Genomic DNA, 25,072 nt, shown 5'->3' with positions numbered 1-25,072 from the left:
GCAGCGCCATCGTTGCGTTGCTACAAATCGACTGGCTGCTTAAGAAAAATTCAGTTTCGGCTTAGTCAGATCGCAGCGCGGTGCGCAAGTGCCGCGTTGCGACTGCGTTGCAAGCGGTTACAGCGCGCAAGCATTTCGCGGCATTTTCCTGAATCGCAGATAAAAAAATCGCGCCAGAGGCGCGAAGGGGACATCGTAATTATTTGAATTCGTCGGCGAGAGAGAGAGAGCCTGACGTCGCCACCTGTCGTAGGGAAGCAACGAGGCATAGAGTAAAATTTGCACCAAATGGATGCATGACACAGTTGGTTGTGGTCCTTTGCTGAATTTGGCGTTTCGCGCGAAGTGCGTGTTGCGTTCTTTGTAGTCCTTGCATGCCGATGCGTGTTTCTTGCCGATGAGTGTTCCTCCCGCTAATGCGATGCCATCGGGCCGGTTACGTGTCGGCCAGTGCGTGGTCGACGTCGCCTCGCGCGAAGTGCATGCGCCCGGCGCCAAGCGCGCCGCGCGTCTGGCACCAAAATCCCTGGCGGTATTGCTGACGCTGGCGCGGCAGCCGGGCCAGGTGGTGACGCGCGAGCAGCTGTTGGCCGAGGTCTGGCCCGACACCTTGCCGACCAACGACGTGGTGACCCAGGCGGTCACGCAACTGCGCAAGGCATTGGCCAGCAACGGCAGCCAGCGCTTCGAGCATATCGAGACCATTGCCAAAACCGGCTATCGGCTGCTGGCCCCGGTTGCGTGGGAGCAGCCGTCGGACGGTCCGGCCGATGTTGCCGCGCCTGCAACGGCGGTGACCGCATCGGACAACGAGCCCGACGAGCGCAACCGCACCGCCGGCGTCACCGCCACTGCCGCGTTGCAGCGCAGCCCGGTCACCCGGCAGCCCCCAGCACCGGTTCCGGCTGCGTCGGCTGCAGCGAAGCAGCGCCGATGGATGGCCCTGGCGGTGGCCAGCGTGGCTTTGCTGGTGGTGCTGGCGCTGGCGGCGCGGACGCTATGGATGCGCGCGCCCGAGCGCGATGCGGCAGCGGCCTCGGCAGTGCTCGGCAGCCCCAAGCGCCCGTATCAGATCATCACCGCAGGCGGTGGTTTCGATCTCACGCCCAGCCTGTCGCCGGACGGGGCGATGGTGGCCTACGCCTCGCTGACCAGCGATCGCGCAGGCACCTCGATCCTGGTCAAGACCACCAACAATGCTTACCCGCGCGTGCTCGACACGCCGGCGGCCGGCATCTCCGATCGGTTGCCGGCCTGGTCGCCGGATGGACGCGAGATCGCCTTTTCGCGGCAGGCGCCCGATGGCAGCTGCCGCATCATGATTGCCGCCGCCAACGGCCCGGCTGCTGCACGCGAGGTGGCGCGCTGCGACGGTGCGGACATGCTGAGTTTCAGTTGGTCGCCGGACGGCCGTGCCCTGCTGTTCGGCAGCATGACCGGCGCGCACGGAGCGCCGCGCATGCGGCGGCTGGATCTGGAAACCGGCCAATGGCAGCCGCTGAGCTACAGCGCGCAACCGAGCGACTTCGACTACACGCCGCGCTATTCGCCCGACGGGCACTGGATCGTGTTTCTGCGCAATCCGCAGCTTGGCGATCTGTGGCGCATCCCGGCAAACGGTGGAACCGCCGAGCGGCTGACCCACGACAACGCCGATATCCGCGGCTGGAGCTGGTTGCCCGACGGCAGCGGCCTGATCTTCGGGCGTCGTGTGGACAGCGAGGCGCGGCTCTACCGGCTCGATCTGGTCGACCACAGCCTGCATGACCTCGGTGTGGACGATGCGCAGGCGCCGGATGTGGCGCACGGCCATCTGGTCTTCGTGCAGCGCAAACCACAATTTGGCGTCTATCAGGTCATCCACGACCCCATGAATGGCGGCTACATCCGCCGCCGGCTGTTTCCTTCCAGCGGGCGCGACGACCAGCCGATGATCGCGCCGGACGGGCGCCAGTTGATCTTTGCCTCCAATCGCTCCGGTGCGTACGGCCTGTGGTGGGGCGATGTCGGCAAACCTGGCTCGGTGCGCCTGATCGAAGGCCTGCGGCCGGATGCGCGCCAGGCCGCCGATTGGTCGGCCGACTCGCAACGCGTGCTGGTCAGCGGCAGCGACGCGCAGGGGCATGCGGCACTGTTCGAAGTGACCCCGGGCACGGGCAAGGCGTTGCGGCTACCGGTGCCGCAGGCGCGACCGTTGCAGGCGATCCATGTTCCCGATCCCGATCGGTTGTTGGTGGTGGCTGCCGCCGATGACGGGCACACCTTCGCCACGCTCTACGACAGACGCAGCGCTCCATGGCGCGCGCTGGCGTCGCTGCAGGACGTCTCGCAGTTGCGGCTGGACCGCGTCAGCGGCCAGGTATTGCTGACGCGTCTGACCGGTGGCGGGCTATGGCAGGTCGCCCCGTCGCTGGCGGCCGACACCTTGCAGCCGGTCGATCCGCAGCAACCCTCGCGCTGGCGCTATCGCAGCTGGGCGCCCGGCGCGCGTGGCCAGGTGCATTACCTGTCGTCCACCGACACCTGCGCCACCCATGACAGTGAGCTGCGCGGTGGTGACGGGCGCTGCCTGGACGCGGCCAAGTACACCACCATCAACGGTTTCAGCGTGGATCAGCGCAGTGGTGCGCTGTATGTGGCACTGGCGGAGGAAGATGGCAGCTCGATCGCCTTCATGCCGTTGCCGGAACGCCTGGCCACACCGCTTGGTGTGATATCCAACCTGTTGATCGTGCTGAGGAAAGTCGCCTCGTAAGTTCTTCGGAAAGACTTCGTGGCAATTTCGGCAGACCTTCGTCGGAACTTCCTGACTCACGCCAGATTCGGCAAAACACTACGCCCTCTTTTGTACAGGGGGCTGCCACCATGCAACAGGTCATCACCGCAGATCGCGGACTCGCACTCTCATTGGACGGTGCCAGCGAGCCGACGTCGACGACCTGTCTGGCGGTCTCGCGCCTGGGCAGCATCCGGACCGCGGCCACCACCTTCACGCTGTGGGTGCAGCTGCGCGGCCGCGCCTGGGTGGAGTCCAAGGAAGGGCGCTTCCGTCTACGCGCTGGCGACTGGATCGCCTTCGACAAGGAATCGCATCCCACCGTGCAGGCTGATCGCAGCGCGCTCTGTGTCGGCGTCAGCCTCGATGGCGACAGCCTGCAATCGCTGGCCGAGTTGACCGACGCCACGCTGTATCCGGGACGCAGCCAGCTGTCGCGTGGCGATCTGCGTATTGCACTGCGCCTGTGGCGCAACGCGGCCGCACAGAGCGGCAGCGCATCGGCACGCCCGTTGTTGCTGCATCTGGCTGCGATGCAACGCGACTTCATCGCGCAGGAGCAGCGCTGCCCGGGGCGCTCGCGCAGCCGTCGTCGTCAGGTCTTCGGTCGCATGCAACGCGCGCGCCTGTATCTGGAAGGCAACAGCGACCGCGTGGTGCGCATCGCCGAGCTGGCGCAGCTGACCAACTTCTCCAGCTGGTATGTGTCCAAGACGTTCCAGAGCCTGTACGAGGAAAGTCCGCAGGCCCTGTCGGCACGGTTGCGGCTGGAGCGCGCCTCCGATCTGCTGCGCGATACCTCGATGATGATCGGCGAGGTTGCGGCGGCAAGCGGGTTCGACAATTGCTGCAGCTTTGCGCGCGCATTTCGTGCGCGTTTCGGTGTCTCCGCATCGCATTACCGCGACCAAACGACAAATCCGCCAGATTCGGCAAAGCCACGGAACGTGACGCGCAAAGCGACGATGTTCACGCAATCGTAATTTGCACAGGGGCGCTTAACGCGCCACTAACGAACCCTGGAGAGATTGATGAACCTTCGCACCTCCGCAGTGCGGCTGGGCCTGTTGCCCGCCGGTATTGCGATCGCGTTGACGCCGGCATTTGCCGTCGCGCAAGAATCGACCACCACGCTGGACCGTATCGAGATCACCGGTTCGCGCATTCGCAGCGCCGATGTCGAGACCCAGCAGCCGATCTTGACGCTTGACCGTCAGGCACTGGAAAAGCAGGGTCTGACCTCCGTCGCCGACGTGCTGCAGAACCTGACCTCCGCTGGCTCGCCGGCGATTTCGCGTGCTGATGCGTTGTCGTCGGGCGAAGACGTCGGCGGTTACTACGTCGATCTGCGTAACCTCGGTGCGCAGCGTACGTTGGTGCTGGTGAACGGTAAGCGTCTGGGTGCATCGACCTCCGGTCTGCAGGATCTCAGCCAGATTCCGATGTCGGCAATCGAGCGTATCGAAGTGCTGAAGGATGGCGCCTCGTCCATCTACGGCTCTGATGCCATTGCCGGTGTGGTCAACGTCATCACCCGCAAGCGTTTCGACGGCGCTGAAGCCAGCGTGCAGTTCGGCCAGTTTGGTCAGGGCGACGGTGATAGCACGCAGTACTCCTTCACTGTCGGCTCGCAGGGCGAGCGCGGTGGCGTGACGCTGTCGGCTGAGTATTCCAAGCAGGATCCGGTGTTCGCCAAGAACCGCTGGTTCAGCCGCGACGGCTCGCGTGGTCCCAACTCCACCCCGAACAGCTGGAGCCCGATCAGCCAGAATGGCTCGTGGTGCAATCCGCTGCAGGTCGACTGTGCGGATCCGGACACCGCGGTGTGGCAGACCCTCAATGCTGGCGGCAACCCGAACAATCCGGCCGACTATCACCCCATCACCCCGGCCGAGTACGCCAACTCGAACCAGCAGATGATGGTGCAGACCGGTATCGAGCGGAAGTCGGTGTTTGCCAACGTCAACTATGACGTTGCCGATGCCATCACTTTCAACGCCGACATCGCCTACAACGAGCGCACGACCGACGGACAGATCGCGGGTTATCCGTACCAGTCCGGCTCGTTCGGCACGCCGCTGGAAGCCGGCAGCGCATTCAACCCGGTTGGCCAGGACGTCGATTTCCGTCGCCGTCTGTGGGAAGTGCCGCGCGCCACCGAAAACCAGCTCAAGACCCTGCGCTTCGCGCCGACCTTGAGCGGTTACTTCGATCTCGGTGGCAAGACCTGGGACTGGGACGTTGGCGCGTTGTGGAATCGCAACGAGAACACCAAGCGCAGCCGTGGCGACATGAGCCTGATCGCATCGCGTCAGGCACTGGGCCCGTCCTTCATCAACGGCCAGGGCGTTGCACAGTGCGGTACCGCTGCCAACCCGACCTCGCTGTCGGCTTGCCGTCCGTGGAATCCGTTGCTGCCGTATAACGTTGCAGGTCAGGGCTCGCTCGCCGATCCGGCGTTGCAGGAATTCTTGTTCCCCACCTTCACCGATACCGGCCTGACCAAGACCACCAGCTTCACTGCCAACCTGTCCGGTTCGATCGTTGAACTGCCGGCTGGCGACCTGGGCATTGCCGTTGGCTATGAACACCGCAAGGAAGAAGGCCGTTTCTCTCCTGACGCATTCGCGCAGTCGGGCGAGAGCACGGGCCTGGGTGCCAAGACCACGCAGGGCGAGTACTCGCTGGACGAGGTCTACCTTGAATTGAATGTGCCGCTGCTGAGCGACGTCGCATTCGCCAAGGAACTGACCTTCAACGCTGCGACGCGTTATTCGGACTACAGCAACTTCGGTGACACGCTGAACTCGAAGTTCGGCCTGACCTGGCGTCCGCTGGAAGACCTGCTGGTGCGTGCGACCTATGCGGAAGGCTTCCGCGCTCCGACCATCAGCGATCTGTACGGCGGCCTGAGCAGCAGCTTCGAGGATTACATCGATCCCTGCGGCGTCGGTGCTCCGAACAGCGTCAACGGCAATGCGGCCTGTACCAATGCTGGTGTACCGTTGGGCTACACCCAGCTCGGCCAGGGCTTCGTGCCTTGCACGACCTACCCGTGCCAGACGCCTGACGAATTCGTCAGCGGTGCCAACCCGAACCTGAAGCCGGAAACCTCCACCAGCAAGACCGCTGGTCTGGTGTGGAGCCCGCGTTGGGTGCAGGGCCTGGATATCTCGCTGGATTGGTACCGCTACGAGATCAACGACATGATCATCGCCGATAGCGTCGACCGCATCCTGCGCGACTGCTATGTGCTGGGCAACTCGGAGCGCTGCGCAGGCGTGACGCGTGCAGCCGACGGCCATATCTCGTCGATGACCTACGGCGTGGCCAACCTCGGCCAGATGGAAACCGAAGGCTACGACCTGGGCGTGAAGTATCGTTTGCCGGAAACTGCAATCGGCTCTTTCACCCTGGATTGGCAGACCAGCTACGTCAGCAAGTACGACGAAGCCGGCCAGGACAGCGCGGGCAACGCCATCATGATCGGCCGCGTTGGCGAGCCGGGTATCTTCCGCGTGCGCTCCAACGTTGGCGTGAACTGGGCGCTGGGTGATTTCGGCGTCAACTACACCCTGCGTTACTACTCGGGCATGAAGGAAAGCTGCATCACGCTGGCCGAGGGCTATTGCGATGCACCCGACCATTTCGCCAACGGCGAATCCGATCCGCTGCGCCACACTGGTTCCAACACCTTCCACGACCTGCAGGTCAACTGGAAGGCACCGTGGGACGCAACGATCGCACTCGGCGCGAACAACGTGTTCGATCACCGCGGTCCGCTGCAGTACTCGGCACCGAACAGCAGCTTTGCCTATTACGGCGGCTTCGAAATCGGTCGCTTCGTGTACATGAAGTACACCCAGCGTTTCTGATCCATCGACGCGCTGTAACACAAGAGGACGGGCCGCAAGGCCCGTCCTTTTTTTATGGTGAGGCGGATGCGATAAAGGCATCGCCGGCTTTCTTGATCGTCCGCTCGTCAAGCGACTGTGCTGACGCTCAGCCGACGCGACAGCCATCACTGATGACATCTGCGTGGATGTGACAATCCGTGGAATGAAAGGGAAACGCCAGGCGCACTAGCTGTCTTCCCAGTGCAGCTTTGTTGCAGCACAGGCAAAAAAAAACGCGGCTTTCGCCGCGCTTTTTTACTTGCCAGCAGTTCAAGCCTCAGCAAGCCCCAACAAGGTATCGGCCTGTTCGCGCCAGGTCGGCAGGCGTGTGAGTACACCGACCTTGGACAGGTACTCTTCGTCCACGGTTTCGCCGCTGGCCAATGCGGTGGCCACATGCACCGCGCCGGTCACCCAGAAACTGCGCAGGCTGGAGCGTTGCGGGTGGCGATGAAAGGCCACCGCTTCGATGATCGGCATCGGCAGGCCCCACAGGCCGAGCAGGTACGCGCCGGCTTCGGTATGGCCCAGACGATCGTCGCCGCCTTCCAGTGGCGGTTCGCGTTCGTCGCGCACGCCAGGCAGCAGCAGGCCGATATCGGCCAGCAGCGCGGCGGTGGAGCCGAGTTCTGCGCTGGTCGGCGGCAACACCTTGGCGGCCAGCCGCGAGGAGAGCAGGGCGCGGCGCTGCATCGCATTGCGCTCGGCCGGGGTCAGGGTCTGCACCGAGAACACTTCACTGGCCAGGACCAGGTCGCGCAACGTGGCCACGCCTAGGCGGGTCACTGCCGTGCGCAGATCGGTGATGCTGCGGCCGCCGGAGAAGAACGCGGAATTGCACAGCTGCAGCACCTTGGCCGCAATCGCCGGATCGCCGGCGATCAGCTTGGCGATATCGGCCGCGTCGGCGCCTTCGTCTTCTTCCAGCGCATGCATCAGGCTCAGATACAGATGCGGCGGCGACGGCAGTTTTTCGATCCGGCCGATTGCCGCGCGCAGGCGCGGGTTGCCGAGCAGATCGCGCAGTTCTTCCAGGCTGGTGATGGCTTCAAGCAGGACTTCCGGGGCCAGCGGCATCGGCAGGAAGCGGTGCGCCACGCCAATGATGCGCGCCGGCGGCGTGCGCTGACCATCCTGGGCATCGATCAGGGCGATGCGGATGGTGTCCGGGCGCAGCGTACGGATCTGCCCCAGCAACGTGGCGGACGTGAGATCAGGCAGGACGGGGGCGACGATGACCGCATCGAACGGCGACAACGCAGCCGCTTCGATCGCCGAATTGCCGTCGGCAACCTGCTGTACCTGCCACTGATCACCCAGATCGGCGACATAGTCGCTCAGTTCGGACGGAAGACTGGCTTCGTCCCCAACAAACAGAATACGCAAGACACTTCCCCAAGAGTCACCGGTGGCAGACACCGGCCAAACGCTGTCGGCAATGTACCCAATCTGCCGCCGGCGGTCACCGGGATCACGCCGGAAGCGTGATCCCGATCGCCCCGCGGTTGCGGGGCTGCATCACGGTCGTTGGATCAGGGTGCGTCGGAATTATAGCGTTCCACCGACTCCACCAGGATGCGCTTGGCCTCGGCCGCGCCGCCCCAGCCATCCAGCTTGACCCACTTGCCCTTCTCCAAGTCCTTGTAATGCTCGAAGAAATGGCCGATGCGCTCCATCCAGTGGCTGGACACCTGGTCGATATCCTCGATATGCGCGTAGCCGGAGAAGATCTTCTCGATCGGCACAGCCAGGATCTTTTCGTCGCTGCCGGCCTCATCGCTCATGCGCAGCACGCCGACCGGACGGCAACGCACTACCGAACCGGGCACCAACGGCAGCGGCAGCACCACCAGTACATCGGCCGGGTCGCCGTCGCCGCACAGGGTGTTGGGCACATAGCCGTAGTTGCAGGGGTAACGCATCGGGGTGGACAGGATGCGGTCGACGAAGATCGCGCCGCTGGCCTTGTCCACTTCGTACTTGACCGGCTCCGAATCCTTCGGAATTTCGATGACGACGTTGATTTCTTCCGGCAGATTCTTGCCGGAGGTGACCAGTTCAAGACCCATGCGCGTAACTCCCGAGGCGTCATCTAGTGTGTGGAGCGCGATTCTACGCGTTCGGCTGTTGCGGTGCAGCGACACTGAATGGGCAATGTTCTGACCGCCGCGTGCGGCATAGCCCGCGTTCATCCCGGGAAGCTCCCCGATCGTCGCGGCCCGCGGCGCGGCGCACGCTGCAGACTCATCCACTGCTTGGGAACTGCCATGTTCAAACCTGTGCGTTTGCTCGTTGTGCTGCTGCTCTCCGGTGCCGTCAATTTCGCCTCTGCGGCGACGCCGGCGCCGACCTTCGTCGATGCGGTGGACTGGCCCGCCAATGGCGAAGGCTGGGAAGCCTTTGTCGATCTGGAGCAGCGGCTGGAACAAGATTTCGACAACATCTGCGGCGACACCTTTTGCGGCGGCGAGTTCAGCGACTACCAGCCGCTGCGCTTGCGTTGCTCGGTGCATCGGGTCAGCGGGGTGGTGCGCAGCTGCATCTGGACCTTCGGTGCCAGCGAGGTCAGCGTCGATCCCGGCAGCGGCTACCTGCGCTCGGACAGTCGGGTCTGGCGCTGCACGGCACCCCTGAAGGCAGGGACGCGTCTGGACGAGATGTACCGCACCCTGGCGGTGAACAACCCGCTGTTCGAGCCGCTGCCCGGTGGCGCGCCGCCGATCTATGACGGCTTGATCGGTTGCCTCTGAGGGGCGTGTCACAGCGCAAGCTGTGGCCCGGTGTGCTGCCCGGTGCAGTGATTGCGTGCGGGCGCGGGGCCTGCCCCGCGTCGGCCGGTGCGAGCCGATGCGGCACGCGGACCTCAAGGCCACAGACCTATCGCCTGCCCGTAGCGGGCCGACAAGCGGTGCAAGCCGGCGCAGGGACCGGTGCGGTGCCTGGGACCCGGAACGTGAGCCGGCACGTTCCGGGTCCCGGTTCCCATCAGCTTCGATCGGCCTGCGGCTTGCGAAAAGTCGGCCTCAAAGCAGCGGCACCAGCAGCAGGGCCACGATGTTGATGATCTTGATCAGCGGATTGATCGCCGGCCCGGCGGTGTCCTTGTACGGGTCGCCTACCGTGTCACCGGTGATGGCGGCCTTGTGCGCCTCGCTGCCCTTGCCGCCAAAGTGGCCGTCTTCGATGTACTTCTTGGCGTTGTCCCAGGCCCCGCCGCCGGTGGTCATCGAGATCGCCAGGAACAGGCCGGTCACGATCGTGCCGATCAACAAGCCGCCCAGGGCACGCGGGCCGAGCAGCAGCCCGACCACCACCGGCACCACCACCGGCAGCAGCGAGGGCAGGATCATTTCGCGGATCGCCGAGCGGGTCAGCATGTCGACTGCGCGGTCGTATTGAGGCTTGGCGGTGCCGGCCATGATCCCGGGAATCTCGCGGAACTGGCGACGCACTTCTTCGACCACCGCGCCTGCCGCGCGCCCCACCGCTTCCATCGCCATTGCGCCGAACAGATAAGGGATCAAGCCGCCGATCAACAAGCCGATGATCACGCTGTGGTCGGACAGGTCGAAGGCGAAGACCTCGCCGGGATTGGCCGCCTGCAGGTTGTGCGTGTAGTCGGCAAACAGCACCAGTGCGGCCAGCGCGGCCGAGCCGATCGCATAGCCCTTGGTGACCGCCTTGGTGGTGTTGCCCACCGCATCCAGCGGGTCGGTGATGTTGCGCACCTCCGGCGGCAGCTCGGCCATCTCGGCGATGCCGCCGGCGTTGTCGGTGATGGGCCCGTACGCATCCAGCGCCACGATCATACCGGCCATCGACAGCATTGCGGTCGCTGCGGTTGCAATGCCGTACAAACCGCCAAAATGAAACGCGCCCCAGATTGCCGCGCACACCGCGATCACCGGCAGCGCGGTGGATTTCATCGAGACGCCCAGGCCGGCAATGATGTTGGTGCCGTGGCCGGTGGTGCTTGCGGCGGCCACCTGCTGCACCGGCTTGTATTGGGTGCCGGTGTAGTACTCGGTGATCCAGACGATCAGGCCGGTGAGCACCAGGCCGATCAATGCGCAGGCATACAAGGCCGTGGCGCCATGGGTGTTATCGCGCATCAGCGACTGGGTGATCGGCCAGTAGGCGAGTGCGGCCAAGACGCCGGAAACGATCACGCCTTTGTAGAGCGCGCCCATGATCGAGCCGCCCGCTTTGACCTTGACGAACGAGGCGCCCACGATCGAGGCGATGATGGAGACACCGCCCAGCACCAGCGGGTACAGCACCGCGTGCGGACCGGTTTCACTCAACGTCAGGCTGCCGAGCAGCATCGTGGCGATCACGGTGACCGCATAGGTTTCGAACAGATCCGCCGCCATGCCGGCGCAGTCGCCGACATTGTCGCCCACGTTGTCGGCGATCACCGCCGGGTTGCGCGGGTCGTCCTCGGGGATGCCGGCTTCCACCTTGCCGACCAGATCGGCGCCCACATCCGCACCCTTGGTGAAAATACCGCCACCCAGGCGCGCGAAGATCGAAATCAGCGACGAGCCGAATGCCAGCCCTACCAGCGCATGCAGGTTGCGCTCCAGCGGCAGTCCCATCGCTTGCAGCACCGCGTAATAGCCTGCCACCCCGAGCAATCCCAGCCCCACCACCAGCATGCCGGTGATGGCGCCACCACGGAACGCCACATCCATCGCACGGCCGATGCCATGGCGTGCGGCCTCGGCCGTGCGCACGTTGGCGCGTACCGACACGTTCATGCCGATATAGCCGGCCAACCCAGATAGCACCGCACCGATCGCAAACCCGATGGCGGTGTACCAACTCAGAAACAGCCCGACCAGGACGAACAGCACGCCGCCGGCAATCGAAATGGTGAGGTATTGCCGGTTGAGATACGCGCGTGCACCTTCCTGGATCGCGGCGGCGATCTCTTGCATGCGTGCGTTGCCGCTCGGCTGCGCGATCACCCAGCGTGCCGATACACCGCCATAGACGATTGCCAGGACCGCACACCCCAGCGCAAGTGGTAACCCGTAGTGTTCCAGCATGACCCCTCCCAGAGAATGGATGTCGTCCGGTCGGGACGAACCAAGGGCGATGCACGCAGCGAGTGGGGTGGCGAATACGGACTCGACGGCCATGGAGGCCGTAATGCGCGTCGCGATGTTCGGGTGGCCGGATTGCGGGCGAGTATGCGCCGCGGCCTGCGCCGCTGCCACCACCGCGGCTTTGGCGCGTCGTTCAGTCGCGGCATGACAGCCTGCGGCCAACGTGATCGAGCCGATCCAGGAGTGAATATGTCGAACCACGCGTCAAAATATGCCGTGACGATCGCTGCAGTACTGCTCAGCGCCCATGCTCTGGCTGCCGAACCGACGCCGGAATTGAAACAGCGCCCGGCCGGCACCGCGCAAGCGGTTGGCGCCGTGCACACCCTTCGCCATATTCCCGAAGCCTGTGCGCGCCTGGAAGGCGTGTTCACCGGCAATGCTGCACAGCCGTATACCTTGTCGGTGGTGCGCAGCAGTCCCACCTGCCAGCCACGCGCCCGCTTCGTGGATTTCGCCAAGGCCACGCCCAGCGTCGCATCGGGCTGGATCTTCAACGACGTGATTCGCGTCCCCAGCGCGGCCTGCCCCGCGCAGCAGGCGGTGGTGCGCGTCTGGCGCAAGCCGGTGGATGCCAAGCCGCAGCTCGACGGGCAAGGCCAGTCGCGCATCTATCTGGAAGACGCCAAGCAACAGGCTGCCGCCGGAAAGATCCCGCAGGTGCCGATGTTTGCTGCGCAGCAGACGATGGAAGGCAAGGCCTGTCAGTAACTCAGGCGTTCGCTTCAGTCACGCGATCAACGACAAACCCCGGCCAGGCCGGGGTTGTTTATATGACGCTTCGCAAGACCGCGATCTACCGTCGCAGCGGCGGATTCATCGATCAGTGCCGCAAAAAGCCTGGACGATGAAGGTAAGCGCTGTATCGATGTCCCGCATCCCGTGTCGCGGCGCATGAGCACTAAGGCAGAAGTGCGAGCGAGTGTATGGGCGTGCAGTGCCCATTACCTCTTCCGATCGCCCATGCCGACGTTATCCCTCCCACTTCGGCAGTTTCTTCGCCACCGCCACGTTCTTCAACGTCACATACTTCGGCAACCCATCGCTGCCGTAGGCCAGCGGCGCTTCGCCCTTGATCAACGGGGCGAAGTAGCGGCGGGCGCGCTCGGTGATGCCGAAGCCGTCCTTGCGCAGGAAGCTGGGCGGCATCTTCTTTTCGTGGTTCGCCACCTTGTGCAGCGGAGCCGGCACGATCTTCCAGCGGTACGGCGCGTCGCTGACGCGTTCGATCACCGGGATCACCGCGTTCATGCCCTTGAGCGCGTATTGCACCGCGGCCTTGCCGACCGCCTGTGCCTGTTCCCAGTCAGTCTTGGACGCCAGATGGCGTGCGGAACGCTGCAGGTAATCGGGCAGGGTCCAGTGCACCTTGTAGCCGAGTTCCTGCTTTACCTGCGCAGCGAGAAACGAGGCAACGCCGCCCAGTTGCGCATGGCCGAACGAATCGGCCGCGCCGCCGGCATCGGCGACGAAGCTGCCGTGTGCGTCCTGGATGCCTTCGCTGGCCACGACCACGCACCAGCCGACCTTTTCCACCACCTGCTTGACCTTGGCCAGAAACGCGGCCTGGTCGTAGGCCCGCTCGGGCAGCAGGATGATCTGCGGTGCGTCGTCCGGGCCCTGGCCGGCCAAGCCTGCGGCAGCGGCCAGCCAGCCTGCGTGGCGGCCCATCGCCTCATAAATGAAGACCTTGGTCGAGGTGTCGGCCATGGCGGCGACATCCAGTGCCGCCTCGCGCACCGACACTGCGGTGTATTTGGCCGCCGAGCCGAAGCCGGGGCAGGTGTCGGTCACCGCCAGATCGTTGTCAATGGTCTTGGGCACGCCGATGCAGTGCAACGGGTAACCATAGGCCTTGGCCAGCTGCGAGACCTTCCAGGCGGTATCGGCCGAGTCGTTGCCGCCGTTGTAGAGGAACCAGCGCACGTCGTGCGCACGCAGCACATCGAGCAGGCGCTCGTACTTGGCGCTGTCTTCTTCCAGCGATTTGAGCTTGTAGCGGCACGAACCGAACGCGCCGCCCGGGGTCTGCGCCAGTGCGGCGATTGCGGCGGCGGACTCCTTCGACGTGTCGATCAGCTCCTCGCGCAATGCGCCCAGGATGCCGTTGCGTGCGGCCAGTACCTTGATCTTGCGTGCGCGCGCCTCGGTGATCACGCCGGCGGCGGTGGCGTTGATGACGGCAGTGACGCCGCCGGATTGGGCATACAGCAAGTTGCCAGTAGACATAGGGGACGGGCTCCTCGATGGGACATGGCGCAGGGGACAGTGCCGGGACATTCCCCGGATGCGGTAAGCTGCACGACCATACGGTCAGCGCTGGCGAAGACCTGAGTCTAACGCCGCCAACCGCAACGCGTTTTTATTCGAAAGTGGAGTCCACTGATGCGATTGGTTCTGTTGGGACCGCCCGGTTCGGGCAAGGGCACCCAGGCGACACGTCTCAAAGACAAGTTTGAGATCCCGCATATTTCCACCGGCGATCTGCTGCGCGCCGAAGTGGCCGCCGGCTCGCCGCTTGGCCTGAAGGCCAAGGAAGTGATGGCACGCGGCGATCTGGTCTCCGACGAGATCCTGCTCGGCATGCTGGAGGCGCGGCTCGGTCAGGCCGATGTCGCCAAGGGTTTCATCCTCGACGGCTATCCGCGCAACGTGGCGCAGGCCAATGCGCTGGACGACCTGCTCGGCAAGATCGGTCAGCCGCTGGATGCGGTGGTGCAGCTGGATGTGGCCAGCGAATTGCTGGTGGAGCGCATCGCCGGCCGCGCCAAGGCCGAGGGCCGCGAGGACGACAATCCCGAGTCGGTGCGCAAGCGCCTGCAGGTCTATACCGACTCCACGGCACCGGTGATCGGTTTCTACGAACAGCGCGGCAAGCTGGCACGCGTGGATGGCGTGGGCTCGCTGGATGAAGTGCTGCAGCGTATCGGCACCGCGCTCGGTCGCTGAGACGGTTCGGACCGGGCAGTGCGCCCGGTCCATCCGCGCGCTGGCAGCTCGCATGGCTCACGCAATGCGTTGATTGCACAAAAGAAAAACCCCGGGCGTACAAGACGCCCGGGGCAGAATAACGCCAGTAATGAGCTTGCTCAGAGCCCCACAGCATGAGCTCCCTGGGGATTTGGCCTCTTGGGGAGTAGGACCAAAGGGGTGCTGCGACTGGCGTTCAGTATAGTGATGGGTGTGACGCAGTTCGCATATCGGGAAATTCCCGACAGTACGGTAGGTCTTTCCTGACGCTGCGCTCGGCAGCGAGGCGGAATGGCCGGCAACTCCGGCGATCGGCGACAATGCGCTCCATGACCAAACTCCACATCCTCGGCATCGCCGGGACTTTCATGGGCGGTGTCGCCGCCCTTGCGCGCGAGCTGGGCTGGCAGGTAGAGGGCAGCGACCAGGCCATCTATCCGCCGATGTCCACCCAGTTGGAAACCCTCGGCATCGCGCTGGCACAAGGCTACGCGCCGTCCAATATTTCGGCCGATGCCAGCGATGTCGTCATCGGCAATGCCTTGTCGCGCGGCAACCCGGCGGTGGAAGCCGTGCTCGATGCCGGCCGTCGCTACAGCTCCGGTGCGCAGTGGCTGGCCGAGCAGGTGTTGCCGGGCCGCGACACCCTGGCCGTGGCCGGCACCCACGGCAAGACCACCACCACCACCATCCTGAGCTATCTACTGGAGGCCGCCGGGCGCGCGCCGGGCTTTCTGATCGGTGGCGTGGCCGAAGACTTCGGGGTCTCGGCGCGGTTGGGCCAGGGGCGTGAATTTGTGGTGGAGGCGGACGAATACGACACCGCGTTCTTCGACAAGCGCAGCAAGTTCGTGCACTACCGGCCGCTGGTGGCGATCCTCAACAACCTCGAGTACGACCACGCCGACATCTTTCCGGACGTGGCCGCGATCCAGCGCCAGTTCCATCATCTGGTGCGCACGGTGCCGGCGCGCGGGCGGCTGATCGTCAACGGCGAGGATGCGCGCTTGGCCGAGGTGCTGGCGATGGGCTGCTGGACGCCGGTGGAGCGCTTCGGTTTCGATGCCTCTCTCGAGTGGAGCGCCCGCTTGATCGCCGCGGACGGCAGCGCGTTCGCGGTGCTGCAGCGTGGAGTGGAGATCGGCCAGGTGCAGTGGCCGCTGGTCGGGCGGCATAACGTGCTCAATGGATTGGCGGCGCTGGCGGCCGTGCATGCGGTGGGCGTGGATCCGGCGACGGTGATGCCGGCGCTGGCGCGCTTTCAAAGCGTCAAACGGCGGCTGGAACTGTTGGGGCAGGCGCGCGAGATCACCGTGTACGACGACTTCGCTCATCACCCCACTGCGATTGCGACCACCTTGCAGGGCTTGCGTGCGAAGGTTGGTGCGGCGCGCGTGCTGGTGGCAATGGAGCCGCGCAGCAATTCGATGCGGCTGGGCGCACATGCGCAGGCGTTGGCGCCGTCGTTGCGCGATGCCGATGCGGTGGTGTTTCTGCATCGCCCCGAACTGGCCTGGGATGCCGCACCGATCATCGCGCAGGTGCGCGGTGACGCGCACCTGGCGCATGACGTGGAGGCGTTGCTGCAGACACTGGGCGAGATTGCGCAGCCGGGCGACCATGTGGTGTTCATGTCCAATGGCGGTTTCGATGGCGCGCCGCGTCGCTTCCTGGCGCAATTGTCCCGATGACCGGCCTCACGACCACCGCCGACACCAGCGCCTTGCCGCTGTTTCCGCTGCACAACGTGCTGTTGCCGGGTGCGGCAATGGGCTTGCGCGTGTTCGAGCGCCGCTATCTGGACCTGGTGCGCGAGAGCGGCCGCGCCGGCAGCAGCTTCGGTGTGTGCCTGATCCTGGATGGCAGCGAAGTCGGCGTGCCGGCAACACCCGCTGCGTTCGGTACCGAAGTGCGTATCGAGGATTTCGATGTCGGTGCCGACGGCGTGTTGGTGCTGCGCCTGCGTGGCACGCGTCGCTTCCGTGTGCAGCGCTCGCGCATCCGCGACAACGGGTTGGTGGTTGGCGAGGTGAGTTGGTGCGAGCCCGACAGCGATGACGAACTGCGGCCCGAGCATGGCCTGCTGGCGACCGTGCTCGAGCGCATGCTCGAACAGGTCGGCGGCCAATTCGCCTCTGCCGGGCCGGAACTGCTGGACCAGGCGGCATGGGTCGGCTGGCGCTTGGCCGAACTGCTGCCGCTGACCGAGCAGCAGCGTCTGTCGCTGTTGCAGCTGGACGATCCGCATCGGCGCCTGGACCAGTTGCTGGCCTGGATGCCGTGACGCGGTGAGCCAAGCGCGCGCGTAATCCGTCACCGCGCTTGCACCCTTGCAACGGCACACTCGCCACGCTTGAGTGCGCTCACGATGGCATCCATGCAGTGGATGCGCGCATGGGTGTCACCCGTTTTCGATCCACGGAGTGTGCCTTGATCATCGATGTCAAACCGCGTGTGGCGGATGTGTTCAGTCAGGTCTGGCGGACCCTGGCGGTGTTGTTCGTCTGGGACGTGTTGATCACGATCATCTACTACGTGCTGCCGTTCCGCGCGCCCGCATTGCCGTTGACCATCTTCGGTTCGGCGCTGGCGTTGTTCCTGGGCTTTCGCGCCAACTCGACCTATCAACGCTGGTGGGAAGGGCGTGTGCTGTGGGGCCAGATGATCAATGCATCGCGCAATCTGGTACGCCTGAGCATCAGCATCCTGTCCGCGCCGGAAGCGGCAGCGCTGGGCCGCACCATCGCGCTGCGCCAGATCGCTTACGTCAATGCGTTGCGCTGCCAGCTGCGCCGGCTTCCGGTGGCGATGGCGCTGGAGCCGCGTCTGCATGCCGACGAAGTGGCCGCGGTGATCACGCGCACCAATGTCGCCAATGGCCTGCTCGACACCACCGGCCGCAGCGTCGAGCAGGCGCGTCGTGATGGCTGGATCGACAGCATTCAACAAGCCAGTGTCGAGCGCATCCTGGTGGATATCGCCAACGCGCAGGGCGGCATGGAACGGCTGAAAAATACGCCGTTGCCGTATCAATACCGCTTCTATCCGAACCTGTTCACGCGGCTATTCTGCGTGCTGCTGCCGATCGGCCTGGTGGAGACGCTGCAATACGCAACGCCGGTGGGGTCGACCGTGGCGGGCCTGATGTTCCTGGCGGTGCTCAAGATCGGCGATGAGTTGGTCGACCCGTTCGCCAATACCATCCACGACCTGCCGCTGGACAGCATGTGCCGGACGGTGGAAATCGACGCGCTGCAGGCCATCGGCGAGCAGGCGCCCGAGCCGATGCAGCCGGTGGATGGCGTGCTGTGGTGAGTGCATTGCGCCTGCACCAATGCGGTTCGTGCGTATCCAAACGGCGCTGAAGCGCACGCTCTCGGTCACCTCGAGAGCTGATCGAACAGTGCGGATGCGTCGGTTGTAGAGCGGCTGATCTGCGGCTCGGCTGCAGGGGCCCTTGTCCGCCCACCGTCGCGGGATGCTGCCACCGAGCCTCCACGGACGGGTGCACTACGTGTCGCGCGAGCGGTGAGGGCGCAGCGCGCTCGACCAACCAGGCTGGTGGCCTATACATTCGGCTGCATCCAAGCGATGCGGATACGTTGCCGCCATCGATACAGCGTTCAAGAAGTTTTATTAGCAGTTCTTATCTACAGGACAGCGCGTTCGTTGACCGATCGCTGTTGCCCGATCCATCAACGGCGCTGTTGTGACGAACCCGATGCGGCCGGATCGGATGCCGTGGTTTCCGTCTGCGGTGCAGCGTTGTCTTTGTCCTCTTGCCACAGCGCATTTCCCGACGTGCTGTCGATCAGGATCACCGGCACCTGCGAGCGTCGGCGCTGTTCCAGGCGATACGGTAATGGGTCCAGTGCCTGGCGCAGGGCGCTCAGTGCCGGGTCGACCCCACGCAGCGGATACCACAGGCCGATCAGGCTGAAGTGGCGGCTGTAGCGCAGCGTCTGCGTGCTGCCCACCCACAACGGTTGCGCGCCGGGCTGCAGGCGTGCGGCCGCCGGCCACAGGCGCAACACATGCACATGGCCGGGCGCAGCGTGACGCACCATCAGCAGGGCTTCGACCTGCGTGTCCAGCGTGGCCGGCAGGATCGGCACCTCGTCCGGGCGGCCACTGACATCCAGCAGATGCAGCGCCTGTTCCCAACCGGCTTGCGGTTGCACCCGCCAACCGCGTGCTTCCAGCTGACGCTGCAGCGGTGCCAGCGGGCCGGCCAGTTGCACGTCCAGCGGCCAGCGCTGGTCGTCGTCGAATTCATTGCGGCGTGCGGGCAGCAGGCGCCACTGGCCATTCCACCAGTCACTGGCGGGCAACTCCATCAGCAACGGCGGCGGCGGTTCGAACCTGGCCAGCTTGGTGCCCAGGTTGCGCGGCGCGAACATGATCGCGCAGGTCAGGAACACGCCGTAGAAGATCCACGAGACCGGCTTGACCCAGAACGCGCGGGTGGCGCGACGGCGATAGGCGATGCCCAGCACCAGCAGCCAGAAGATGCCGAACAGCATGCCGCCGACCACGTCGCTGAGCCAGTGCGCGCCCAGATACAGGCGCGCGAAGCCGATCAGCGACACGATTGCGCCGCTGACCAGATACGGCCACACCCGGCGCCGTCCTGGCAGCTCGCGCGCGATCAGCAGCGCAAAGAAACCAAAGCCGATCGTGGCCATGGTGACCGCCACCGACGGAAACCCGAAACCGCTGCTGGCCGCCGGCGGGCGTACGACCTGCACGGTGGCGCCCAGCAACTGAGTCAACGCCAGGCCGAAGGCCAGCGCGATCACCCAGTGCGCCACCGCCATCCAGCGGCGCCGCCAGGCCAGATAGCCCATCGCCGCCGCAATCGCCGGCAGCAGCACCTGCCAATCGCCCAGCGAGGCCAGCGCCACCATCGGGTAGTCGGCCAGCGGGTTGCGCAGCGCCAGCATCAGGTCGTGCACGGCCAGGTCCACGCGCAGCGGCTCACCGTGCGCCAGCACCACCATCAGCAACACGAACCAGCCCCAGCCCAGCAGCAACAGCATCAACGCCATCATCGCCAGCGGCACCGACTCGCGACGGCGCGGGTCGAACACGCTCACCGACCAGTTGCCCAGCACCGGATGCCGATGCGACCACTCCAGCAGGCGCGCCAGCAAGGCGTCCAGATGGCCGGCCGACCAGCGGTACGAGTACAGCACCATCGCCCAGGCCAGGCCGATCACGGCGGCCAGCAAGGCGACCACCACGAACAGCCTGCCGGCCACCGCGGCCACCGCGTCGTAGGCGGTGCCCAGTACCCAGCCGGGCACCAGAAACAGCAGCGCCCACGAGATGCACGCCAGGGCGCTGGCGATCAGATAGCGTTTGAACGGCATGTGCGACATGCCGGCGATGGCCGGCACGAATGGCCGCACCGCGCCCACATAACGTGCGATCAGGATGCTCTTGAAGGCATTGCGCCGGAACAGCAGCTCGCCACGCTCCAGCAGTTGCGGGTAGCGGCGAAACGGCCAGTAGGCGTGCAACTGGTGGCCCCAACGATGGCCGACCCAGAAGCTCAGCGCATCCCCGACGAAGGCGCCCAGGGTGGCGCAGGCCACCGCATACGGCCCGTTGATCTGCCCCAGCCCGATCAGCACGCCGATGGCGAACAGCAATGGCAGCGCTGGCACGATGGCGCCGAGCACGATCACCGCATCGGAAAATGCGATGGCAAAGATCACCACGCCAGCCAGGGTGGGGTGGTGTCCGATCCACTCCAGCGTGGCGTCGATCCATGAATTCATCCCACGATTATAGGTGGGCATGGCGACCAGGTGACTTGCGCCCTCGTCACATCGCCCGGTCCGCTTCACCTCGGGTTGCGGGCGGATCAGAGCGTACGCGAGCTTGACCGCAGGCAACGCCCGCTGTGGCGATGCAGGCGCCCCGCCTACAATGGGGGATGAGTGACGAACCCGTCGGCAACCTACCGCTGAAGTCCGATACCTTCGGGCGCATCCTGCTGATCCGCGACGCCGATCGCCTGTTCGTGCGGCGCGACCTGAGCGCGGCGCCGTGGCTGCTGCGCGGTGTGGCCTGGTGGCTGGCGCGGCGCGAAGCCCTGGCCCTGCGCCAGCTCGATGGCCTGGCGCGGACACCGCGTCTGTTGCACTGGGACGGACGCCATCTGGACCGCAGCTATCTGGCCGGCGATGCGATGTACCAGCGCCCACCGCGCGGCGATCTGGCCTACTTCCGCCGTGCGCGCAGGTTGTTGCAGCAGTTGCACCGCCGCGGGGTGGCGCACAACGATCTGGCCAAGGAAGCCAACTGGCTGGTGCAGGACGACGGCAGCCCGGCGGTGATCGATTTCCAGCTGGCGGTACGCGGCAATCCACGCGCGCCCTGGATGCGTCTGCTTGCACGCGAAGATCTGCGGCACCTGCTCAAGCACAAGCGCATGTACTGCCCGGCCGCGATCACCCCGGTGGAACGCCGCGTGCTCAAGCGCACGTCCTGGGTCCGCAAGCTGTGGTTCGCCACCGGCAAGCCGGTCTACCGCTTCGTGACCCGCCGCGTGCTGCATTGGGAAGACAACGAGGGGCGGGGGCCGAGGCCTTGAGGTGCGGGGAATCGGGAATCGGAAGTAGGGAATCGGTAGAGCACATCGCGGCAGCTGATCGTTCGTCGGCTACTGAACGTCCAAGGGGCTAAGCTTTTGCGATTCCCCATTCTCGATTCCCCAATCCCATGACCCTAAACGGCAAAACCCTCTTCATCACCGGTGCCTCGCGCGGGATCGGCCTGGCGATTGCGTTGCGGGCGGCGCGGGATGGGGCCAATGTGGCGATTGCGGCCAAATCGGCAGTGGCCAATCCCAAGTTGCCCGGCACCATCCACAGCGCGGCCGCGGCGGTGACTGCGGCTGGTGGGCAGGCGCTGGCGCTCAAGTGCGATATCCGCGACGAAGCGCAGGTGCGTGCCGCGGTGGCTGCCACGGTCGATGCGTTTGGCGGCATCGATATCCTGGTCAACAACGCCAGTGCGATCTGGTTGCGTGGCGCGTTGGAGACGCCGATGAAGCGCTTTGACCTGATGCAGCAGGTCAACGCGCGCGGCAGTTTTCTGTGCGCACAAGCGTGCCTGCCGCATCTGTTGCAGGCGCCCAATCCGCACATCCTCACGCTGGCGCCGCCACCGTCCTTGAACCCGGCGTGGTGGGGCGCGCATACCGGCTACACGCTGGCCAAGATGGGTATGAGCCTGGTGACGCTGGGGCTGGCAGCCGAGTTCGGCCCGCAAGGTGTGGCGATCAATGCGCTGTGGCCGCGCACGGTGATCGCCACCGATGCGATCAACATGATCGATGGCGTGGATGCGGCCGCGTGTCGCCGGCCGGAAATCATGGCCGACGCGGCACATGCGGTGCTGACGCGTGAGGCGGCCGGATTTCATGGCCAGTTCCTGATCGACGACCAGGTGCTGGCCGAGGCCGGCATCACCGATCTGAGCGGCTACGCGGTCGACCCGTCGCGCGCGTTGTTGCCGGATCTGTTTCTCGACTGAGCGCGGCCAACGGCCCGCGCGCGCAGCCGGTCTCATACGGGTACGCCGTCAGCGGCGCATGCGGCCAGCGCGATTCGAAAAAATCGATGCGGCGGACCAGCGGCCGCGCCCGCGCGTGCAAGCCATGCCGTAGGCGCCCGGGCGTGAGCACAGGGAGTTCACAGTCGTGTTTGCTATCGTGCGCAGCTGAAACCGTTTCCAACAGGGATGTGCAGCGCGTGTCTTCGATGTTCCGTGTAGTCGTTTTGGCGGCGTCCGTGTCCGTCCTGGTGGCCGCTTGCGAAGGCAAGTCGCCGCCTGCAACCGATGCCAAGACGAGTGAAAAACAGCCGGACTCCCTGCAAGGCGTGACCGCAAAGCTCGGCGCCTACATCGACTGCTTCAACCGCATCGATGCGAAGGTGCACGCCGGCGCCAGGCAATACACCGGCTGGATGCAGGACCCGTTCGCCGGCCCGACCGGTCGCGAATCCGGCATGACCGGCCCGTACGATATCGACGCCTACGACATGAAGCAGTGCGATGCGCCGGTCAGCGCGGCCGCTGCGGCGAACCCGTCGCTGCCTGCATTGGACAAGGCGGCGCGCGACTACCGCGCGGCATTGAAGGCGCTGCAGCCGATCAGTCACGCGGTAGCCGACTACTACACGCGTCAGGACTACGAAGACGACCAGTTCGCCAAGGGCAAGCAGCTGCACCCGGAGCTGATGGAGGTGCTGGCCACCTATGCCGATGCCAGCACCGCCTTTAGCGCCGAACTTGACACCCAAAACGACGCGGCGCAACGCGAAAAACTCAAGATGCTGGAGCAGGGCGAGGGCCGCACGCGCGAATACTACCGGCTGGCGATGATACTCGACGCCAAGGAGATCGCCGATGCGCTGGAAGAGCAGCAGTTCGACGTGCCACGGGTCACTACGCTGCTGGACGGCTTCAACCGCCTCTCCGACGAGGCGCATGCCCAGGTGGCCGATCAGGAACCGGGCAGGCTGGACTGGAATAGCTTCGAGACCGCTGCGGAAACCTTCCGCAGACAAGCCAAGGCGCGGGTGAAACGCGTGGTCGAAAGAACGCCCTATAGCAAGATGGAACAGGGCTGGCTGGACAACCCCTCGCTGGCGCCGGAGGGTTCGCCACGCAAGTTGCTCAACACGTACAACGCGCTGGTGTTCGAAAGCAATCGTCAGTAATTGCCGCGCTGCACCCGCCGCGCGCGTACCGAGGGTGCGCCGCGCCAGATGTCATTCGGCCGCACGCTGCGGCAGCCACCTCGTTCAACCCATCACTGGAACCCAAGATGACCCTTCGACTTCGTTATGCGCCGCTCACCGCGGCGATGACTTTCGCCGCGCTGCTTGCCGGCTGCCAGAAAGACGCACCCGCCGCCGCAGTGGAAGGCGCCGACAAGATCAATGCCTACATCACGTGCTTCAACGGCGTTGAGCAGCCGATCCACGAGAGCTACCAGCAATACATCGAGTGGATGCAGGACCCCGAGGCTGGCCCGACCGGCAAGGAAAGCGGTATCCATGCACCGGGCACGGTACTGTCGCATCACGTGGACGAATGTGGTGCGCCGATGACCGCGGCGCTGGCGCAAACGCCGGCCAACCCCGAGCTCGATCCGGTGGCCAAGACCTATCAGGAACGGTTCACCACGCTCAACGAGCGTATCGGCGAAGCGGTGCGCTACTACGACCGCGAGGATTATCTGCGCGACGACGGCAAGGGCATGAAGGCGCTGCACACGCCGTTGATGCAGGCCTATCACGCCTTCTTCGAAGCCGGTGAAGCCATGAATACCGCACTCGAACGTAACGAAGACATGCGTCGCCAGGCGCAGATCGATGCGATCGAAAAGGAAGAAGGCCGCAGCGCCTCCTGGTATCACCTGAAGATCATCGGCGAAGGCAAGCAGCTGGTGCAGGTGCTCGACAGCGACACGCCGGATCTTGCCGCAGCGCAGTCCCAGCTCGCGCGTTACCAAGGCATTCTGGAAGAGGCGCAGAAGGCCAAGGTCGGCCAGGGCGATGCGATGTGGGGCCACATGGAACGCTCCGCCGACAAGCTGGCGCGCGAGTCGGGACGACTGGTCGAACGTATCCGCACCAAGACACCATTGAACAAGAGCGAGCAGATGCTGCTGGAAAGCGGTTCGATGCCGCCGGGCGGCACCCGCCAGGCCGTGCTGGCCAGCTACAACGATCTGATCGATATGAGCAACCGCATGTCGCATTGATGCTCTGCAGGCACTCCTGTCGCGTTGTGTAAGCGCATCGCGCAGGTGATTGTGCAAGCTTCAACGACGCTGCGATCTAGAACTTCAGCGGATGTTTCCAGGCAGAGTTGGTCGAGGGCGCGGTGCCCTCACCGCTCGCGGGACACGCCGTGAATCCATCCGTGGAGGCCCCTTGGCGGCATCCATGCCGCCAAGGGGCCTGCAATCGGCAAGGACACCGCACCAGAAAGCTTCCAGGTTGCTCTATTGAAAGCCTGCTTATTGCTCGGCTTGCCTTGGACAACTGAGTGAGCACGCCACTAAACAAGCAGCACACCTCATTACCTGCTTGCAACATGCACACCGATCATCTCGACAGGTCCTTGCCCGCCCATCGTCGCGGGACCTTACGCGGCATGGATGCCGCGTAAGAGCCTACATGGACGTACTTGCGGCGTGTCCTGCGATGGTGGGCGGGCAAGGGCCCCGCAGCCAAGCACAGATCATTCGCTCTACGACTGATCCATCAGCACTATTCAAGTCCATCGAAACACAA

Annotated in this window: 18 protein-coding genes; 13 read left to right on the top strand and 5 right to left on the bottom strand. The window is 64.9% G+C overall.

What is annotated here, in order from left to right; translation table 11 throughout:
- The first annotated feature begins 421 nt into the window (after positions 1-421).
- From ABQY74_RS16145 to ABQY74_RS16135, 3 genes are all read left to right on the top strand, one after another.
- Positions 422-2,755: a winged helix-turn-helix domain-containing protein gene (locus ABQY74_RS16145; RefSeq protein WP_349792663.1), complete on the top strand. Its 2,334-nt coding sequence runs from the start codon at positions 422-424 to the stop codon at positions 2,753-2,755.
- Between the two features lie 110 nt (positions 2,756-2,865).
- Positions 2,866-3,759 (top strand): AraC family transcriptional regulator, encoded by an 894-nt coding sequence (locus tag ABQY74_RS16140; protein ID WP_047127192.1) that lies wholly within the window; start codon positions 2,866-2,868, stop codon positions 3,757-3,759.
- Positions 3,760-3,807: 48 nt separating this feature from the next.
- A complete protein-coding gene (locus ABQY74_RS16135; RefSeq protein WP_349792316.1) occupies positions 3,808-6,651 on the top strand; it encodes a TonB-dependent receptor in 2,844 nt (947 codons plus the stop codon).
- A 291-nt stretch (positions 6,652-6,942) separates the two neighbouring features.
- Here the strand turns inward: ABQY74_RS16135 and ABQY74_RS16130 are convergent, their stop codons facing one another.
- Entirely contained in the window at positions 6,943-8,091 is a 1,149-nt protein-coding gene (locus ABQY74_RS16130; protein WP_026064365.1) for an HDOD domain-containing protein, read from the bottom strand.
- A 113-nt stretch (positions 8,092-8,204) separates the two neighbouring features.
- On the bottom strand, positions 8,205-8,741 hold the full coding sequence (gene ppa / locus ABQY74_RS16125; RefSeq protein WP_002804918.1) for an inorganic diphosphatase: 537 nt from the start codon (positions 8,739-8,741) through the stop codon (positions 8,205-8,207).
- A 198-nt stretch (positions 8,742-8,939) separates the two neighbouring features.
- Here ppa and ABQY74_RS16120 point away from each other — a divergent pair, with 198 nt between their 5' ends.
- Positions 8,940-9,422, top strand: coding sequence for a hypothetical protein (locus ABQY74_RS16120; RefSeq protein WP_349792314.1), 483 nt, complete (start codon positions 8,940-8,942; stop codon positions 9,420-9,422).
- Between the two features lie 273 nt (positions 9,423-9,695).
- Here the strand turns inward: ABQY74_RS16120 and ABQY74_RS16115 are convergent, their stop codons facing one another.
- Complete coding sequence (locus tag ABQY74_RS16115) at positions 9,696-11,723, bottom strand: sodium-translocating pyrophosphatase (protein WP_349792312.1); 2,028 nt, start codon at positions 11,721-11,723, stop codon at positions 9,696-9,698.
- Positions 11,724-11,972: 249 nt separating this feature from the next.
- Between ABQY74_RS16115 and ABQY74_RS16110 the strand changes: the two genes are divergently transcribed.
- A complete protein-coding gene (locus ABQY74_RS16110; protein WP_349792661.1) occupies positions 11,973-12,494 on the top strand; it encodes a hypothetical protein in 522 nt (173 codons plus the stop codon).
- A gap of 261 nt (positions 12,495-12,755) precedes the next feature.
- Here ABQY74_RS16110 and ABQY74_RS16105 read toward each other — a convergent pair whose 3' ends face one another.
- Positions 12,756-14,012 (bottom strand): 6-phosphofructokinase, encoded by a 1,257-nt coding sequence (locus tag ABQY74_RS16105; protein WP_104600051.1) that lies wholly within the window; start codon positions 14,010-14,012, stop codon positions 12,756-12,758.
- Positions 14,013-14,168: 156 nt separating this feature from the next.
- Between ABQY74_RS16105 and ABQY74_RS16100 the strand changes: the two genes are divergently transcribed.
- The 4 genes from ABQY74_RS16100 to ABQY74_RS16085 all read left to right on the top strand — a co-directional run bounded on the left by ABQY74_RS16100 (position 14,169) and on the right by ABQY74_RS16085 (position 18,068).
- Positions 14,169-14,732: an adenylate kinase gene (locus tag ABQY74_RS16100; protein WP_047127187.1), complete on the top strand. Its 564-nt coding sequence runs from the start codon at positions 14,169-14,171 to the stop codon at positions 14,730-14,732.
- A 341-nt stretch (positions 14,733-15,073) separates the two neighbouring features.
- Complete coding sequence (mpl, locus tag ABQY74_RS16095) at positions 15,074-16,444, top strand: UDP-N-acetylmuramate:L-alanyl-gamma-D-glutamyl-meso-diaminopimelate ligase (protein WP_349792310.1); 1,371 nt, start codon at positions 15,074-15,076, stop codon at positions 16,442-16,444.
- Positions 16,441-17,037, top strand: a complete 597-nt coding sequence (locus ABQY74_RS16090) for an LON peptidase substrate-binding domain-containing protein (RefSeq protein WP_024940084.1) — start codon at positions 16,441-16,443, stop codon at positions 17,035-17,037. The genes mpl and ABQY74_RS16090 overlap by 4 nt, the downstream gene beginning before the upstream one ends.
- A 146-nt stretch (positions 17,038-17,183) precedes the next feature.
- The gene (locus tag ABQY74_RS16085; RefSeq protein ID WP_053054571.1) at positions 17,184-18,068 is read left to right on the top strand and encodes a bestrophin family protein; all 885 of its coding nucleotides are present in this window, start codon (positions 17,184-17,186) and stop codon (positions 18,066-18,068) included.
- 380 nt (positions 18,069-18,448) lie between these two features.
- Here the strand turns inward: ABQY74_RS16085 and ABQY74_RS16080 are convergent, their stop codons facing one another.
- Entirely contained in the window at positions 18,449-20,536 is a 2,088-nt protein-coding gene (locus ABQY74_RS16080; protein ID WP_104623711.1) for a bifunctional DedA family/phosphatase PAP2 family protein, read from the bottom strand.
- Between the two features lie 158 nt (positions 20,537-20,694).
- Between ABQY74_RS16080 and ABQY74_RS16075 the strand changes: the two genes are divergently transcribed.
- The 4 genes from ABQY74_RS16075 (at position 20,695) to ABQY74_RS16060 (ending at position 24,537) form a co-directional block, all read left to right on the top strand.
- Positions 20,695-21,354 (top strand): serine/threonine-protein kinase, encoded by a 660-nt coding sequence (locus ABQY74_RS16075; protein ID WP_126967869.1) that lies wholly within the window; start codon positions 20,695-20,697, stop codon positions 21,352-21,354.
- 128 nt (positions 21,355-21,482) lie between these two features.
- A complete protein-coding gene (locus tag ABQY74_RS16070) occupies positions 21,483-22,298 on the top strand; it encodes an NAD(P)-dependent oxidoreductase (protein ID WP_102255919.1) in 816 nt (271 codons plus the stop codon).
- A gap of 218 nt (positions 22,299-22,516) precedes the next feature.
- Positions 22,517-23,488 (top strand): YiiG family protein, encoded by a 972-nt coding sequence (locus tag ABQY74_RS16065; RefSeq protein ID WP_372469925.1) that lies wholly within the window; start codon positions 22,517-22,519, stop codon positions 23,486-23,488.
- A 107-nt stretch (positions 23,489-23,595) separates the two neighbouring features.
- Positions 23,596-24,537, top strand: a complete 942-nt coding sequence (locus ABQY74_RS16060) for a YiiG family protein (RefSeq protein ID WP_181105562.1) — start codon at positions 23,596-23,598, stop codon at positions 24,535-24,537.
- Positions 24,538-25,072 lie beyond the last annotated feature (535 nt).

The sequence above is a fragment of the Xanthomonas sp. WHRI 7064 genome, assembly GCF_040202355.2.
Lineage (GTDB): Bacteria > Pseudomonadota > Gammaproteobacteria > Xanthomonadales > Xanthomonadaceae > Xanthomonas > Xanthomonas arboricola.
The sequence above is the reverse complement of the archived record's forward strand: the minus strand, read 5'-3'. Positions and strand labels throughout refer to the sequence as shown.